Origin of the sequence: Caldicoprobacter faecalis (genome assembly GCF_900115765.1) — a bacterium.
Lineage (GTDB): Bacteria > Bacillota > Clostridia > Caldicoprobacterales > Caldicoprobacteraceae > Caldicoprobacter > Caldicoprobacter oshimai.
Map to the genome: position 1 here is coordinate 13,311 of NZ_FOXR01000031.1, position 14,382 is coordinate 27,692.

At 44.8% G+C, this 14,382-nt stretch carries 14 protein-coding genes; 5 read left to right on the forward strand and 9 right to left on the reverse strand.

Annotation, left to right across the window (positions count from 1 at the left end; all coding sequences use genetic code 11):
* The first annotated feature begins 228 nt into the window (after positions 1-228).
* From BM241_RS09940 to BM241_RS09955, 4 genes are read left to right on the forward strand one after another with little or no spacing between them, the layout of a single operon-like run.
* Positions 229-1,368: a hypothetical protein gene (locus tag BM241_RS09940; protein ID WP_092282669.1), complete on the forward strand. Its 1,140-nt coding sequence runs from the start codon at positions 229-231 to the stop codon at positions 1,366-1,368.
* A gap of 9 nt (positions 1,369-1,377) precedes the next feature.
* Positions 1,378-1,734, forward strand: a complete 357-nt coding sequence (locus tag BM241_RS09945) for a GntR family transcriptional regulator (RefSeq protein WP_092282670.1) — start codon at positions 1,378-1,380, stop codon at positions 1,732-1,734.
* Positions 1,727-2,335 (forward strand): hypothetical protein, encoded by a 609-nt coding sequence (locus BM241_RS09950; protein ID WP_092282671.1) that lies wholly within the window; start codon positions 1,727-1,729, stop codon positions 2,333-2,335. The genes BM241_RS09945 and BM241_RS09950 overlap by 8 nt, the downstream gene beginning before the upstream one ends.
* A 1-nt stretch (position 2,336) precedes the next feature.
* Positions 2,337-3,176 (forward strand): ABC transporter ATP-binding protein, encoded by an 840-nt coding sequence (locus BM241_RS09955; protein ID WP_092282672.1) that lies wholly within the window; start codon positions 2,337-2,339, stop codon positions 3,174-3,176.
* Between the two features lie 69 nt (positions 3,177-3,245).
* Here the strand turns inward: BM241_RS09955 and guaA are convergent, their stop codons facing one another.
* The 9 genes from guaA to BM241_RS10000 all read right to left on the reverse strand — a co-directional run bounded on the left by guaA (position 3,246) and on the right by BM241_RS10000 (position 13,730).
* Positions 3,246-4,817, reverse strand: coding sequence for a glutamine-hydrolyzing GMP synthase (gene guaA / locus BM241_RS09960; RefSeq protein WP_394328182.1), 1,572 nt, complete (start codon positions 4,815-4,817; stop codon positions 3,246-3,248).
* 20 nt (positions 4,818-4,837) lie between these two features.
* Positions 4,838-5,599: an imidazole glycerol phosphate synthase subunit HisF gene (gene hisF, locus BM241_RS09965; RefSeq protein WP_092282683.1), complete on the reverse strand. Its 762-nt coding sequence runs from the start codon at positions 5,597-5,599 to the stop codon at positions 4,838-4,840.
* A gap of 281 nt (positions 5,600-5,880) precedes the next feature.
* Positions 5,881-6,486 (reverse strand): imidazole glycerol phosphate synthase subunit HisH, encoded by a 606-nt coding sequence (hisH, locus tag BM241_RS09970; RefSeq protein ID WP_092282674.1) that lies wholly within the window; start codon positions 6,484-6,486, stop codon positions 5,881-5,883.
* 314 nt (positions 6,487-6,800) lie between these two features.
* A complete protein-coding gene (locus BM241_RS09975; protein WP_092282675.1) occupies positions 6,801-10,592 on the reverse strand; it encodes a phosphoribosylformylglycinamidine synthase in 3,792 nt (1,263 codons plus the stop codon).
* Between the two features lie 302 nt (positions 10,593-10,894).
* Entirely contained in the window at positions 10,895-11,554 is a 660-nt protein-coding gene (locus BM241_RS09980) for an ABC-2 transporter permease (RefSeq protein ID WP_092282676.1), read from the reverse strand.
* Positions 11,547-12,413, reverse strand: coding sequence for an ABC transporter ATP-binding protein (locus BM241_RS09985; RefSeq protein WP_092282677.1), 867 nt, complete (start codon positions 12,411-12,413; stop codon positions 11,547-11,549). Before BM241_RS09985 ends, BM241_RS09980 begins: the two co-directional genes overlap by 8 nt.
* A gap of 1 nt (position 12,414) precedes the next feature.
* Complete coding sequence (locus tag BM241_RS09990) at positions 12,415-12,789, reverse strand: GntR family transcriptional regulator (protein ID WP_092282678.1); 375 nt, start codon at positions 12,787-12,789, stop codon at positions 12,415-12,417.
* Positions 12,790-12,901: 112 nt separating this feature from the next.
* A complete protein-coding gene (locus tag BM241_RS09995; RefSeq protein WP_092282679.1) occupies positions 12,902-13,582 on the reverse strand; it encodes a GGDEF domain-containing protein in 681 nt (226 codons plus the stop codon).
* The gene (locus BM241_RS10000) at positions 13,554-13,730 is read right to left on the reverse strand and encodes an aspartyl-phosphate phosphatase Spo0E family protein (protein ID WP_242948370.1); all 177 of its coding nucleotides are present in this window, start codon (positions 13,728-13,730) and stop codon (positions 13,554-13,556) included. The genes BM241_RS09995 and BM241_RS10000 overlap by 29 nt, the downstream gene beginning before the upstream one ends.
* Positions 13,731-13,873: 143 nt before the next feature.
* Between BM241_RS10000 and BM241_RS10005 the strand changes: the two genes are divergently transcribed.
* Positions 13,874-14,254 (forward strand): helix-turn-helix domain-containing protein, encoded by a 381-nt coding sequence (locus BM241_RS10005; protein WP_092282681.1) that lies wholly within the window; start codon positions 13,874-13,876, stop codon positions 14,252-14,254.
* Positions 14,255-14,382 lie beyond the last annotated feature (128 nt).

Consider the following 14,382-nt stretch of genomic DNA (forward strand, 5'->3'; position numbering starts at 1 on the left):
TCGTCCCAACCATATAGCACAACTAAGGGGGATTTGTGGCTGGCCTTAGTATTGATTAATTCCCCAACGGGTTCTGTGGAACTGTCACTGTCATTTACATAGACTTACTTCCATTATTGGTTTGTTTTTGATATTTTATCCTGTGCCACAAAAATTCCAAAAAACCATTGACAAAAACCTTTAATAGTGTTATATAATTATATAACACTATTAAAAGGGGGCTAACCTATGGATATGAATATTTTACGCCAATTATCCGAAATAGCCGAAAAGTTTTCCCTCACTTCAACCAGTAACCTAATTAAATCCATAGTATTCTTTGCAGCCATATTGCTTATCTTTGTGGGTGCCGTCCTCTTATTCTTCAGCAAATACTCAAATTCGGCCGTGGCGAAAAAAATAAAAGAAAGCGCGACGGTTAAAATCATGATATCGATGATAAGCGGGCTTATTGCATGGTTTTTGCCCTGGACGTCTTTGAAAATGCTCTTTTTCAGCATTGCAATTGTTGCCTTGTTCAGCGTATTCATGGTCAAAAGGAAAGTAAGCGCTTTCAAGGCTATTTTGGTCGGACTTTTGGCTCTCTTTGTAGTAGCGGGAATAGTAGCGGTACCAGTTTTTAATTATTATACCAACGTAATTGTAGACCATTCAGTAGCCCCTGAAATCTCATTTAATTTTCCTTTTGGTATGCCGGATAGCAAAAACAAGGTCTTGCCTGACAGCGAAATGCCCATAGAACATATAAATCATATAACCATAGACGTAATTTCAGATATTGAACTAGAGCTTACGAATGATGATGTCTTGCATTACCCTTCCAGGTTAACTGTGGAAGAAGCTGACGGGAATCTTACCATTTCAGAGCCTTATCGTACAAATGATACTTACGTGATAAAAATGGGCACGGCAGCGCTCAGAAGCGTAGATATCCATTGCGGAGGCATCAAAATCCGTGGCAATGGAAGTTTTAAGGATTTTTCCTTAAACTGTGCAGGAGCCTCAATAAATTCTAAAATCTCATCTGAAAACAATATCCGCATTGACTGCGCCGGGCTGGATATTAGCGGCAGGATGGAAGGAAAAACATTGGATATTGACAGCGTGGGAACAGACATCAATGGAGAGCTGAATTTTAATAAGATACAGATCAGCTCAACCGGCGCAAATATAGTTATAAAGTCGACATTTGATAGATTCGACATAAACTCAACCGGTTTGAGCGGTACAATTGAAATACTAAATCCTCAAGCTCAAAGCGCCGAGCTCTATGTACAGGCAACGGGTGGCAATTTAACTGTTCACAATAAAAACAATGCACCGATTGAAATTGAATCCACAGGGCTTGTGAAAATCATTAGAAAGTGATGATGCCAAATGCTAAGAAAAGTGGATAAACACAGCGGGATCCCAGCCTACATCCAGATTGTAAACATGATAAAATCGGAAGTACTGCTTGGAAACCTTCAAAAAGGCGACCAGTTACCTACGGTAAGGGACCTGCAAAACATCTTCGATGTAAACATAAACACCGTTTTAAAGGCCCTGGAAAGGCTCAAAGCCGAAGGATACATCGAAGCTGAACAAGGAGTAGGGTATTTCATCAAAAGGGATGTTTATATAGACCAAAAGATAATCGAAACCATAAGGGAATGTGTTTCAAAGCTAAAAGACGACCACATAGATTTTTACACGGCAATGCTGATATTTGAGGAGGTATGGAAAAATGGGTAATTATGCGGATTTTTCAAAACGCCTTTCAAAGATGGAGGTATATATACAGAAAGAGCTGAAAGAGAAGACCGGACGGCTTGTGTTTCTCACGTTGCTTCTTTTAATCCCCAACCTTTTTATAAAAACAATTGCCATACTTTTCCTTTCTGCCTCGCTGCTTGCTTACGATATAAGGCACAAAAATGCAGAACTTTTGTACCTGCTGCCCTTCTCTAAAAAGGAGCTGTATCTTTATAACCTAATTTTTCTGACCATCCTTGTCGTCACAACCTCTGTAATCAACCAGATCTTTATAGAAACTGATATGTATTCCAGGCTGATATTCATGCTGAACAGTTTAACGCTGCTGCTTTCAATATGTGGAATAACAATGCTGTTCTCAGGCCTCGGCAGGGACGGATTTGGCTGGGCCATATTTATGGTCATCCTGGATGCAATACTCGGAGGTTTGGGCTCTTCCGACATCCACGCTTTCAACTTCAATCCATATAGCCTTATCAGCTTTACACACCAGGGTAATGCGGTATTGTCCTTTTTGACATCCTGCGCCATCTGCCTTTTAAGCTATTTAATCTTTATAAGAAAAGGCGGTGAAAATTGAAATGTACGCGCTGCAGGTAAAAAGCTTAAGCAAACAGATTGACGGAAAGCAGATTCTGTCAAATATAAATTTTGCAGTACCGCAGGGTGAAATACTGGCGCTGGTGGGGCCAAACGGCGCCGGTAAGACCACAACGCTAAAATGCATAATGAACGCCGTACCCAGAGATTCCGGAGAGGTAATCGTATTTGACAGGCCGTTTGATGCCTCGTTAAAAATTGACATAGCCTTTGTAACCGAGGACAGAAGGGTATTTGACAACTTGAGGCTTGAAGATTACTACAATATGTATAAAACCCTATACCCTTCCTGGAACGATCAATTTTTTAAGAATTTTCTCTCAAAGTACGGTTTCAATCTTGGACAGGAAATGCAGAAGCTCTCAAGAGGGCAGAAAACCCTTGTATTGTCAATACTTGCTCTGGCAACCGGTGCAAAGCTGATAATCATGGATGAACCCACCCAGCATCTGGATCCGGCATCAAGGTACGAACTCATACACCTGATAAAGCAGTATGTCAATGAAATGGGCGGGACCATTCTGCTCTCATCCCATGAAATATTTGAACTGGAGGAATACGCCACAAGCTTTGCCATAATAAAAAACGGCAGAATACTCTATACCGATACCATAGACGATGCAAAGCACAAGCACAGGATAGTAAGGCTAAATGAAAATATAAGGAATGCAAGGATAGTAGCTGTTATGGAGGATGAAATTTTATTAAGAACACAGGAGGATATAGGAGAATATCCGCGCCTAAATCAGATAATTGTGGGATATCTAAAAAGTGCCGAAGAGGGGTCTATAGTCAGCGATATGCAGGTGCCTAATGAATAAAAACGGCAAAGATACAGCACAACGCAAAAAACCCTATAAACCTTCCGAGGTTTACAGGGTTTTTCACCGTTATTCCCACTCAATTGTGGCAGGGGGTTTGGTGGTGATATCGTAAACCACCCTGTTTACGCCTTTTACCTCGTTTACGATTCGGGTAGATACCCTTTCCAGCACATCGTAGGGTATTCTTGCCCAATGCGCCGTCATAAAGTCGGTGGTCACAACCGCCCTCAGCGCCACAACGTAATCGTATGTCCTCTCATCTCCCATGACGCCCACCGTCTTCATGCCGGTGAGTATTGCGAAATACTGGCTTATGTCTTTTGACAGCCCGGCCTTATCGATTTCCTCACGGAATATATGGTCGGCTTCCCTGAGGATCTCCAGCTTCTCCCTCGTCACCTCGCCTAACACCCTTACCGCCAGGCCTGGGCCCGGGAAAGGCTGCCTTGAAACTATTTCTTCGGGAAGCCCCAGCTCCCTTCCCACCTTCCTTACCTCGTCCTTGAAAAGGTTTCTCAGCGGTTCGATAATCCCCTTGAACTCTATATCAACCGGCAGCCCGCCGACGTTGTGATGGCTCTTTATCACCGCGGCATTTCCCGTACCGCTCTCTATTACGTCGGGGTATATGGTACCCTGCACCAGATAGTCAATCTTTCCCAGCTTTCTGGCCTCTTCCTCGAAAACCCTTATGAACTCCTCGCCTATAATCTTTCTCTTCTTTTCGGGGTCAGCTACGCCGGCCAGCCTGGACAAAAATCTATCGGCCGCATCCACCCTTATGAAATTTATATTAAACCTATTTTTGAAGACATTCTCAACCTGGTCAGCCTCATTCTTCCTTAAAAGCCCGTGGTCAACAAAAATACAGGTAAGCCTGTCGCCCACTGCTTTATGCACCAGCAATGCCGCCACCGATGAATCTACGCCGCCCGACAGGGCACACAGCACCGATGCGTCCTCAACCCTTCGGCGTATATCCTCAACGGCATCCTCAATGAAGGATGAAATCTTCCAGTCTCCTGCGCATCCGCATATCCCAAACAGGAAGTTTTTGAGCATCTCCTTCCCCTTAACCGTATGCTCCACTTCGGGGTGGAACTGCACCGCATACAGCTTTTTCTGAGGATTTTCCATGGCCGCCACAGGGCAGTTGGCTGACCTTGCCGTAACTCTGAACCCTTCTGGAAGCTTGCTCACATAATAGGTATGGCTCATCCAGCTGACGGTCTGCTCCTCCAGGCCGTAAAAGAGCTGGCTGGAGGGATCAAGCGTTACTTCGGTTTTACCGTACTCCCTTTGTTCGGCCCGGGCAACCTCACCACCCAGCATGACGCTCATAAGCTGCATACCATAGCATATTCCCAGCACAGGCACGCCCAGCTCAAACACCTCCTGATGGCAGAAAGGCGCGCCCGGCTCGGTAACCGACGCAGGTCCTCCCGTTAGTATAATCCCTTTGGGATTCAAACATTTAATCCTATCGATTGAAACATCAAAGGGCAGTATCTCGCAGTATACGCTGGCTTCCCTTACCCGTCTGGCAATAAGCTGGCTGTACTGCCCTCCAAAGTCGAGTATTAGCACCACTTCGTGCTTCAAACCAAATACCCCTTTCTCTCGTGAACTTAGATTCATAAACAATTTACATGCAGCATCTATTTCCTCACCGGTATGCCCCTCTCTGCCAGGTACTCCTTTACCTGCGAGATGGTGAGCTCCCTATAGTGAAACAGAGAAGCCGCCAGGACGGCATCGGCCCCTCCCTGCACTATCACATCGTAGAAATGCTCCAACCGGCCTGCGCCGCCTGATGCAATAACGGGTATGTTGACCGCTTGCGTTACGGCTCTAGTCAGAGCTATATCATACCCATCCTTGGTACCATCGGCATCCATGCTGGTCAACAGTATCTCTCCGGCACCTCTTTTTTCAACTTCTACTGCCCACTCGACAGCATCCTTGCCGGTGTTTATCCTTCCACCGTTGATGTAAACATCCCATCCCGTGCCATCCTGTCGCCTCTTGGCATCTATGGCTACCACAACGCACTGGCTGCCGAACTTTGAAGCCGCTTCCTCTATAAGGCCAGGGTTGCGCACGGCTGCAGAGTTTATGGAGACCTTATCGGCACCGGCCTTGAGTATGTCTCGGAAATCCGAGAGGCTGCGTATACCGCCGCCCACCGTCAGCGGAATAAAAACCTGCTCGGCGGTCCTGGCCACCACATCAAGCATTATGTTACGAGCTTCAGCTGATGCAGTAATGTCGAGAAACACAAGCTCGTCGGCACCGGCCTGGTCATATAGCCTCGCTATTTCGACCGGATCTCCGGCATCCCTTAAATTGAGAAAGTTTGTACCCTTGACCACCCTTCCGCCATCAACATCCAAGCAAGGGATTATGCGCTTTGTAAGCATATTACCGACATCACCCACCATATTCTTGTACGCATTCTTGCTTATACCATCAATGCACTTTCGGCATCCCATTATTGAACCGTCCCCATCTCAATGGATAACCCTTGCCTTGCGGAATGATACCTTCAAAGCAGAACTCCGCAAATCCTCCTCAAGCTCAGCTTATAGCAAATTCACACCTTCCAGGCAATCCCATCGGAAATACCAGCAATTTGCCTTCCTTGCAAATGGACAAGGGGCATCCCGGCCGTTTTCATAACCAATTACTACATTATATTCCATTACTTAAGCCTTGCAAAATTCCTAAGCATCTTCAGACCTTCTACCCCGCTTTTCTCGGGATGAAATTGAAGCCCGTATATGTTGTCCTTGTTGACCGCCACCGTTATATCCATTCCATAAAAGGTAGTCCCGATAACGTGCTCGGAAACCCTTGGCTCAACATAGTATGAATGAACAAAATAGACGAAGCACGGGTCATCCAGCCCTTCAAATATAGGGTTGGCTCTGTATTTTAGCTCATTCCAGCCCATGTGCGGTATCTTTATGTTAAGCTCCTCAGGAAGCCTTTTAACCTCCCCCGGCAACAACGCCAACCCCTTGAAGGCCCCTCCTTCATAGCTCCTCTCAAATAGCAGCTGAAGGCCCAGGCAAATGCCCAGAAAAGGCCTGCCGTCCTGCACAACCCTGTATATGCCGTCTATCAATCCGGCTCTCTCCAAATTTCGAATGGCATCCCCAAAGGCTCCCACACCCGGCAGCACCACATGGCTGGCGTTTAAGATCACCTGTGGGTCCTGCGTGATCACCGCCTCACAACCCACATATTCAAATGCTTTTTGAACGCTCCGCAAGTTACCCATGCCGTAATCTATAATGGCAATCATTATATTTCCTCCATAATTATCAAGCTGCCTTAACAATAAGTTTAAGCTGTGTCACAATGTAATGTTTAGCATAACATTTAACACCATTTTATCTTATAACATTATCGACCCACACACAAGAGCAAAATTGCGTTATTTTATTTCTCTTCAGCGCTAAAAAATGATTGATATTGGGGCCGGCATTTTTGAAAGTGTCTCAAAGATTATATAGCCGCCATCGAAGTAATAAGGGTACTCTACTATTGAAAAATATCCCGTCAAACAATATCCACATTATCCCTCAATAGCTATCTTTAAATCCAGATATAAACTCATTACATGAAGTATTCAACGCCGGCCTCAAATATCTTCTGGTCCTTCTCGCCCGGTATATTTTTGGCGACGTTAGTGCCTATCCTTTCAGAATGCCCCATCTTGCCCAGCACGCGGCCATCAGGGCTGGTTATACCTTCTATGGCCATGAGCGAACCGTTTGGGTTAAAGCGTATATCATAGGTGGGCTTCCCCTCAAAGTCCACATACTGGGTGGCCACCTGCCCGTTTCTAAACAGCTCGGCTACCTGCTCAGGTGAGGCAATAAACCTGCCCTCGCCGTGGGATACCGCAACGGCATGGATATCGCCGGGCCTCACTTTGGAAAACCACGGTGAAAGATTCGATACCACCTTAGTATAGACCATACGGGAAACATGGCGACCTATGGTGTTGAAGGTAAGAGTGGGACTGTGCTCGGTCATATCCCTTATCTCTCCATAGGGCACCAAACCCAGCTTTATAAGCGCCTGGAAACCATTGCATATGCCTAAAATAAGTCCGTCCCTTTCCTTCAAAAGCCTCATCACCGCTTCTTTTATATACGGGTTTCTAAATGTGGTAGCTATGAACTTGCCCGAACCGTCGGGCTCGTCCCCTCCGCTGAAACCGCCCGGTATGGCTATGATCTGCGAATTGTCTATACGTTTTACCATCTCCTCTATTGATTCTTCAATGTCCTGTGGAGTCAAATTCCTTATCACGAAGACGTCCACCACTCCGCCTGCCTTCTCAAACGCCCTGGCAGTGTCGTATTCGCAGTTTGTCCCGGGAAATACAGGTATAAACACCCTGGGCTTTGCGATCCTGACTCTGGGTCTCTGGCGTATGCCCCGCGTAAACAGCCCCATATCGGGATTATCTTGAGGATGAACCTCCTCTCGGAGCCTGGTGGGGAATACATCCTCCAGCGGTTTTTCCCACCTCTGCAAAGCCTCTTCCAGGCTTATCCTTACGCCATTCACGCTTATCTCGGGTTTCTCATCGGTGTATCCCAGTAGCTTATACTCTATACCACCAAACAGGGCTGCCAGGTCCTCATCACCGGGGACCTCGAGTATGATAGAGCCATAATCAGGCCTGAAAAGTGCGCTTGAATCATCGACCTTTTCAAACACAAAGCCCAACATGTTTCCAAAACACATCTTGCTTATTGCCTCGGCAATGCCACCCGCCTTTACGGTGGAAGCGGCCAGCACCTTGCCAGATTTTATGAGAGAGTGAATCCTCGTATAGTTGGCTTTAAGCTGCTCAAAATCGGGCAGCCCGTTGCAGTCCCTCCTGAGCGGCACCAAAACAACCTTGCTGCCCGCCTTTTTAAACTCAGTTGAAATCACGTGATTTACGTCAACGGTATCCACCGCAAAGGCCACCATCGTGGGCGGAACATCCATGTCCTTGAACGTTCCCGACATGCTGTCCTTGCCGCCAATTGAGGGCAAGCCAAGCTTTAGCTGAGCATAATAGGCTCCCAGCAAGGACGCCAGCGGCTTCCCCCATTTTACCGGATCCTCCCCTGGTTTACCAAAATATTCTTGAAGGGTAAACCTTATGCGGCGCCAGTCCCCGCCCAGAGCGCACACCTTTGAAACGGCCTCTACAATAGCAAAAACGGCACCGTGGAAAGGACTCCATTTGGCCAATACAGGATTATAGCCAAAAGTCATGATGGTGCCGGTAGATGTATCGCCCTCAAGCACCGGTATCTTGGCCACCATGCCTTCAGCAGGGCTCAGCTGATATTTCCCGCCAAATGGCAGAAGCACCGTCCCGGCGCCTATGGTGCTGTCAAACCTCTCAACAAGGCCCTTCTGGCTGCAAACATTGAGCCTCTCAAGGTTGTTGAGCCATGCCTTCTTTATATCGACATTGCACATCGATACCTCTTGAGGTAACTTTTCAAAGAAGTTACCCTCTTCCGAGGGGGCTGATACCACCGCCCTGCTCTTCCTTTTGACTCCGTTGGTATTCAAAAACTCCCTGCTTATATCCACTATGAGCTTCCCCCGCCACCATATCCTGACCCGGGGTTCACGGATTACATACGCAACCGGCGTGGCCTCCAGGTTTTCCTCGGCTGCAGCCGAGATAAAAGCCTGTACATCCTTGGGCGATACCAGCACCGCCATCCTCTCCTGTGATTCAGATATGGCAAGCTCGGTGCCGTCCAGCCCCTCGTATTTTTTGGGTATGGCATCCAGGTTTATCTCAAGGCCGTCGGCCAGTTCACCTATGGCCACCACCACGCCGCCGGCGCCAAAGTCATTGCACTTCTTGATAAGCCGGCTCACCGAAGGGTTTCTGAAAAGCCTCTGGATCTTCCTTTCGGTGGGCGGATTCCCCTTTTGGACCTCGGCACCCGACTTTACCAGCGACTGTTCATCGTGCTCCTTGGACGAACCGGTAGCACCGCCGCACCCGTCACGGCCAGTCCTTCCGCCGAGAAGTATTACGACATCGCCGGGCTCAGGCTTTCCTCTCACCACGTTGTGCCTTGGTGCGGCACCGATCACCGCACCCAGCTCCATCCTCTTTGCCACATATCCCTCATCGTAAACTTCTACCACCTGTCCCGTGGCAAGGCCAACTTGATTCCCGTATGAGCTGAATCCTTGAGCAGCTACCGTGGTTATCTTGCGCTGCGGCAGCTTCCCAGGGAGGGTCTTCTCAATCGGGGTCCTGGGGTCACCGCTTCCCGTAATTCTCATTGCTTGGTACACATAAGCACGTCCCGACAGAGGGTCCCTTATGGCCCCTCCAAGGCAGGTGGCCGCCCCCCCAAACGGCTCTATCTCAGTAGGATGGTTGTGCGTCTCGTTTTTGAACATCACAAGCCACTGCTCTTTTTGGCCATTTATGTCCACGTCAACCACAATGCTGCTGGCGTTTATCTCGTCGGACTCCTCCAGGTCGTCCAGCATGCCCTTCTTTTTAAGCTCCTTCATGGCAATGGTGGCTATGTCCATAAGGCAAATATCCCTATCGTGCTCTTTGTCACCGTAGACGAACTTTCTAGAATCCAGATAGCTTTCAAGTGCAGCTTTTATTGGACGGGTATACTTGCCATCCTCAATTTCAATGTTCTCAATCTTCGTTAAAAATGTGGTATGGCGGCAGTGGTCGGACCAGTAGGTATCCAGCATGCGAAGCTCGGTTATTGTAGGGTCCCTTTTTTCGATATTCTTAAAGTAGCCCTGGCAAAACTCCAGGTCGTCAAGCGACATGGCAAAACCCTTATCTTCTATGAACTCAGCCAGCTTCTCTCTTCCCCACCGTGTAAATCCCTCTATCGTTTCCACATCAGCCGGAGGTTCAACCTCGACTTCAAGCGACCCCGGCTTTTCGAAAGAGGCTTCCCTGCACTCAATGGGATTTATGCAGTAGCCCTTTATCCTATCAAACTCCTCTTTTGAGATATCGCCGCTTAAGACGATGACCCTGGCGGTACGGCACAGCGGCCTCTCGCCCCTGGTCAAAAGCTGTATGCACTGGCTGGCCGAATCGGCCCTCTGGTCATACTGCCCCGGTAGGTACTCTATGGCAAAGGCCTGCTCGCCATCCCTCAAAGGGAACTCCTCATCGTATACCATATCCACCGGGGGCTCAGAAAATATAGTATTTCTGCACGCCATGTATTCTTCATCAGAAAGCCCCTGCACATCATATCGGTTTATAACCCTGACATACTTAAGGCCTTTTATCCCCAGGTTGTACTTTAAATCCCTGTAAAGCGCTTGCGCCTCGACATCAAAACCTTTCTTTTTCTCAACGAATATTCGCCTTACCTTGCTCATGGCTATCTTATCTCCTTGAAAGCCAATAATTTATTCAGTTAATGTAAAAATATTCGATAATATATCCATATCTACAGTGGGATGATACCGCCCATAAACTGAACAATACAGTTAAATAATAACATAAAAATTCGGAAATTTGAATACTTTTTTATAATTTTTCTCATATTGTACGACATAGATGCTGCTTGGTAATTTTCGCAAAAACTTATGACCCCCGCTCCCATACCTTTGATCAAGGCTATACTGCATCGACCAATTCTTATAATTATAATGGGCTGCAGAATTGAGTAGCTATAGATTTAGAACTCCCTGTTTCGGTAAAATTTTAAAGAAAGCATATATGAAGTAGAAAGGAATAGAATAGTTATGATAAACGCCCCAGCTATTATATGCACATCCCATTGGTTGCTGAAAAGCCGAGTAGTCCATTTAGCAAGCTCGCTGTTCTTATCCTTCACTAATTCCGGTACAAGCATTCCACCCACAAAAAACAAGCCATAGAATAAAACAAAGTTGACCATTCTAGACTTTATATAACCTACTTTAAAAAACACAGGGAAGTAAATGCTGGTCATTACAATCAAGGAAAATAAGCACCCTGCAATGTCTTCAAATGACACGGGATATACTCTAACAGGTAACCGTAGTACGCTTATAATGCCTGCGAGTACAATATAATAAACAACAGCAATTGCTAAAAAAACAAACGTTGAAAGATATCTGGCAGCTACCACGGTGTCTCTACCCAACGGCAGGCTGTTTAACAGCATATCTGCTTTATTTTTATCATCATAAGCGCAGGCATACTGAGTCATCACATATGTTAAGGCTATAATGCTTGCTGGAACCATAGGACTTCCAATCTGCTGGAAGGATAATATTATAATCATTATATAGACTGCACCAAACAGGAAAGTCTTTTTTTGGATTAATATATCCTTCAGGATTAAATTAAACATTTTGTACCCTCCTTGTAAAATACAGCATTATATCATCAAGAGACGGTTTATCGATGACAATCCCATCCTTGAACATCTTGTTAAGCTGATGCTTATCCTTGACAAGCCCCTCAAAACCAAACCGGTTTTCCTTTATACCAATGAAGTGCTGCCTTATGCTTGTATTGAGTATTTCCTTCGGCCCTCTTACCAGTGCGTATTTTTCAAAGATATCATCTTTAGGACAGGAAAATATAATCCTGCCATCATTGATAAATGTTATATAATCCGCTATCTTATCCAAGTCCGAAGTGATATGGGTCGAAAAGAATACCCCCTTGTTTTCATCCTGTATGACAGAAGTTAATATATCCAGCAGTTCACTTCGTATGATTGGGTCAAGGCCTGAAGTCGGCTCATCCATTATAAGCAATTCTGCATTGTGCGATAACGCCACAGCAAGAGAGAACTTCATCTTCATCCCTTTGGATAATTCTTTTATCTTTTTATCGGGAGGTAGTGAAAATTCCTTCAGGTACCTATTAAAAGCGCCATCATCCCAATTTTTATACAAAGGCGCTATCACTCTTTTCATCTCTGCTACCGTTAGTTCTTCATAAAAATAGTTTTCATCGAATACAAACCCAATCCTATTCTTTATCTCTTTTTCGTGTTTAATATTGTCAAGCCCAAAAACTTTAATCTCCCCACCATCCTTTTTAAGCAAATTCATTATGAGTTTTATAGTTGTGCTCTTCCCTGCACCATTTGGACCAATAAAGCCCATAATATATCCTCTTTCCAAAGTAAAGCTTATATTTTTTAGAGCAAAACCCTTGAACTCTTTTTTAAGACCTTTGACCTCCAAAATAGGCGCCATACTATACCTCCTCATAAAGTATTCTTAACATTTCCTGCATTTCCTCGAGGGTCAATTCTATGGTTTTGGCAGCATCCACTGCCTCCGCCAGTTTTTCTTCCACAATTTTTAAGCGCATCTCTTTCAATAGCTCTTTATTTTGAGCCGCCACAAAAGAACCTTTTCCTTGAACCGTTACAATATATCCGTCGTTTTCCAATTCCTGGTATGCCCTTTTTGTAGTGATAACGCTTATTTGTAATTCCTTCGCCAGACTCCTTATGGAAGGTAGCATATCCCCCTCTGTAAGTTCCCCTCGCATAATCATATTTTTAATCTGCCTTGCAATTTGCTCATAAATTGGCTCTTGTGAAGAATTTGAAATAATGATATTCATGCCCGGGCGATCACTCCTGTATATTAACATATTAGTGTTTATATACAGTATATACACTAAGAACAGTTTTGTCAATATTATATTTCCCAACACTTTTTATCCCAGAGTAATTCTACATTTTGGCAACCGTTATATAATTTTTATTTTCCTTTGCTTTATAAAGGGCCTTATCCGCAGTTACAAAGAATTGCTCTATATCATCAATATTTGCTCTTCCGTCAATTGAGGCTATGCCAATGCTTACGGTTATGCTGCATGTAACCCCTTCACAGCAAAAACAATGCCCCTCTACCGCCTTCCTTATGGCATCCGCAATATTAAAGGCTTCATCTATATTGGTTTCAGGTAGAGCCATCACAAATTCCTCTCCACCCCAGCGAGCGATAATATCATCCTTTCTTGCCTTGCTTCGCAGAATATCAGCAAACTGCCGCAATATGAAATCCCCCACGACATGCCCGTATGTGTCGTTTATGCTTTTGAAGTTGTCAATATCAATGAGAAGCAGCGAAAAAGGTGGTTTTATCTTCTTGTTCAATACCCTTTTGTAGAAATACCTTCTGCTGTGCAGGCCGGTCAGCATATCAGTATATGCTTCTTTATACAGATTATAAACCAAAACTCCGAAAAACACTTTGCTCATTATCTGGACTGTCATAATAAACATCCATATCAGGCTGTAATTTAAGGCATACCTTTTGCCCATGAAAAGTACCATAAACCATGACGATAAGTCGGCCGATATTAAAACAATAAGAATCAACTCATTGACTTTTCTCTTCCTCAGATCCACCTTTTAAACCTCCATATTCTATATAATACTTCACAATGTACTGGTCTACCCTCTGGCTTATTTTAAAAATAATTTCTTTACTCATATTCATTTCAATGGCGTTATTGAGTAAATTTCTGGCTATTTCAATGCTGGTCTTGGTGTCCACGCAACCACCTCGCCAATAACCATTATACATAATTTTACATTATATATAGGCTAATTGGCAATCATAAAAATATACAACTTGCAAATTCAGATAAACATCAAAATTGAGTAAAGTAAGAGTATATAAAGTCGGGAGTGGATAAGATGTCAAGCAGAACAGAACCTGATAACAAAGCAATTGGCCAAAGGATACGTGCAGAAAGGAAAAAACTAAACCTTTCAAGGGAAGAATTCGCAGAAATCATTGGGCTTTCTGATTATTACGTTGGACAGTTAGAACGAGGCGAGAGGCAGATGAGCCTTCCAGTTCTAGTTAAAATAGCGAAGTGTTTACATATATCTTTGGATTACCTTGTTTTTGGGAAAATTCCCAGTGCCGAACCTTCCGTTAACGAACCTCACGATAATTACACAAGCCTAAGTGATGAAGAGCTAAATGAGCTGCTTGGCAAGTGTTCTTCTAAAGAGCTGGAGCTAATTAAAAAGCTTATAAAGGTGGTTCTTCCCTATGTTAACATAGAATGATTTAACTCACACCCAGAATGATTAACTTACATAACTCAAACTTCGCAGTTAAATATTGACTGCTAGACCTTGAAAAATCAATAATTCAGCCAATTTATATACCTATTAAGATGCTTTTTTATACTCCA

Excerpts from the sequence above, each read along its gene's own strand:
- BM241_RS09940 (WP_092282669.1), top strand. The coding sequence starts at position 229 with ATGGATATGAATATTTTACGCCAATTATCCGAAATAGCCGAAAAGTTT.
- BM241_RS09945 (WP_092282670.1), top strand. The coding sequence starts at position 1,378 with ATGCTAAGAAAAGTGGATAAACACAGCGGGATCCCAGCCTACATCCAG.
- BM241_RS09950 (WP_092282671.1), top strand. The coding sequence starts at position 1,727 with ATGGGTAATTATGCGGATTTTTCAAAACGCCTTTCAAAGATGGAGGTA.
- BM241_RS09955 (WP_092282672.1), top strand. The coding sequence starts at position 2,337 with ATGTACGCGCTGCAGGTAAAAAGCTTAAGCAAACAGATTGACGGAAAG.
- guaA (WP_394328182.1), bottom strand. The coding sequence starts at position 4,817 with ATGAATCTAAGTTCACGAGAGAAAGGGGTATTTGGTTTGAAGCACGAA.
- hisF (WP_092282683.1), bottom strand. The coding sequence starts at position 5,599 with ATGCTTACAAAGCGCATAATCCCTTGCTTGGATGTTGATGGCGGAAGG.
- hisH (WP_092282674.1), bottom strand. The coding sequence starts at position 6,486 with ATGATTGCCATTATAGATTACGGCATGGGTAACTTGCGGAGCGTTCAA.
- BM241_RS09975 (WP_092282675.1), bottom strand. The coding sequence starts at position 10,592 with ATGAGCAAGGTAAGGCGAATATTCGTTGAGAAAAAGAAAGGTTTTGAT.
- BM241_RS09980 (WP_092282676.1), bottom strand. The coding sequence starts at position 11,554 with ATGTTTAATTTAATCCTGAAGGATATATTAATCCAAAAAAAGACTTTC.
- BM241_RS09985 (WP_092282677.1), bottom strand. The coding sequence starts at position 12,413 with ATGGCGCCTATTTTGGAGGTCAAAGGTCTTAAAAAAGAGTTCAAGGGT.
- BM241_RS09990 (WP_092282678.1), bottom strand. The coding sequence starts at position 12,789 with ATGAATATCATTATTTCAAATTCTTCACAAGAGCCAATTTATGAGCAA.
- BM241_RS10005 (WP_092282681.1), top strand. The coding sequence starts at position 13,874 with ATGTCAAGCAGAACAGAACCTGATAACAAAGCAATTGGCCAAAGGATA.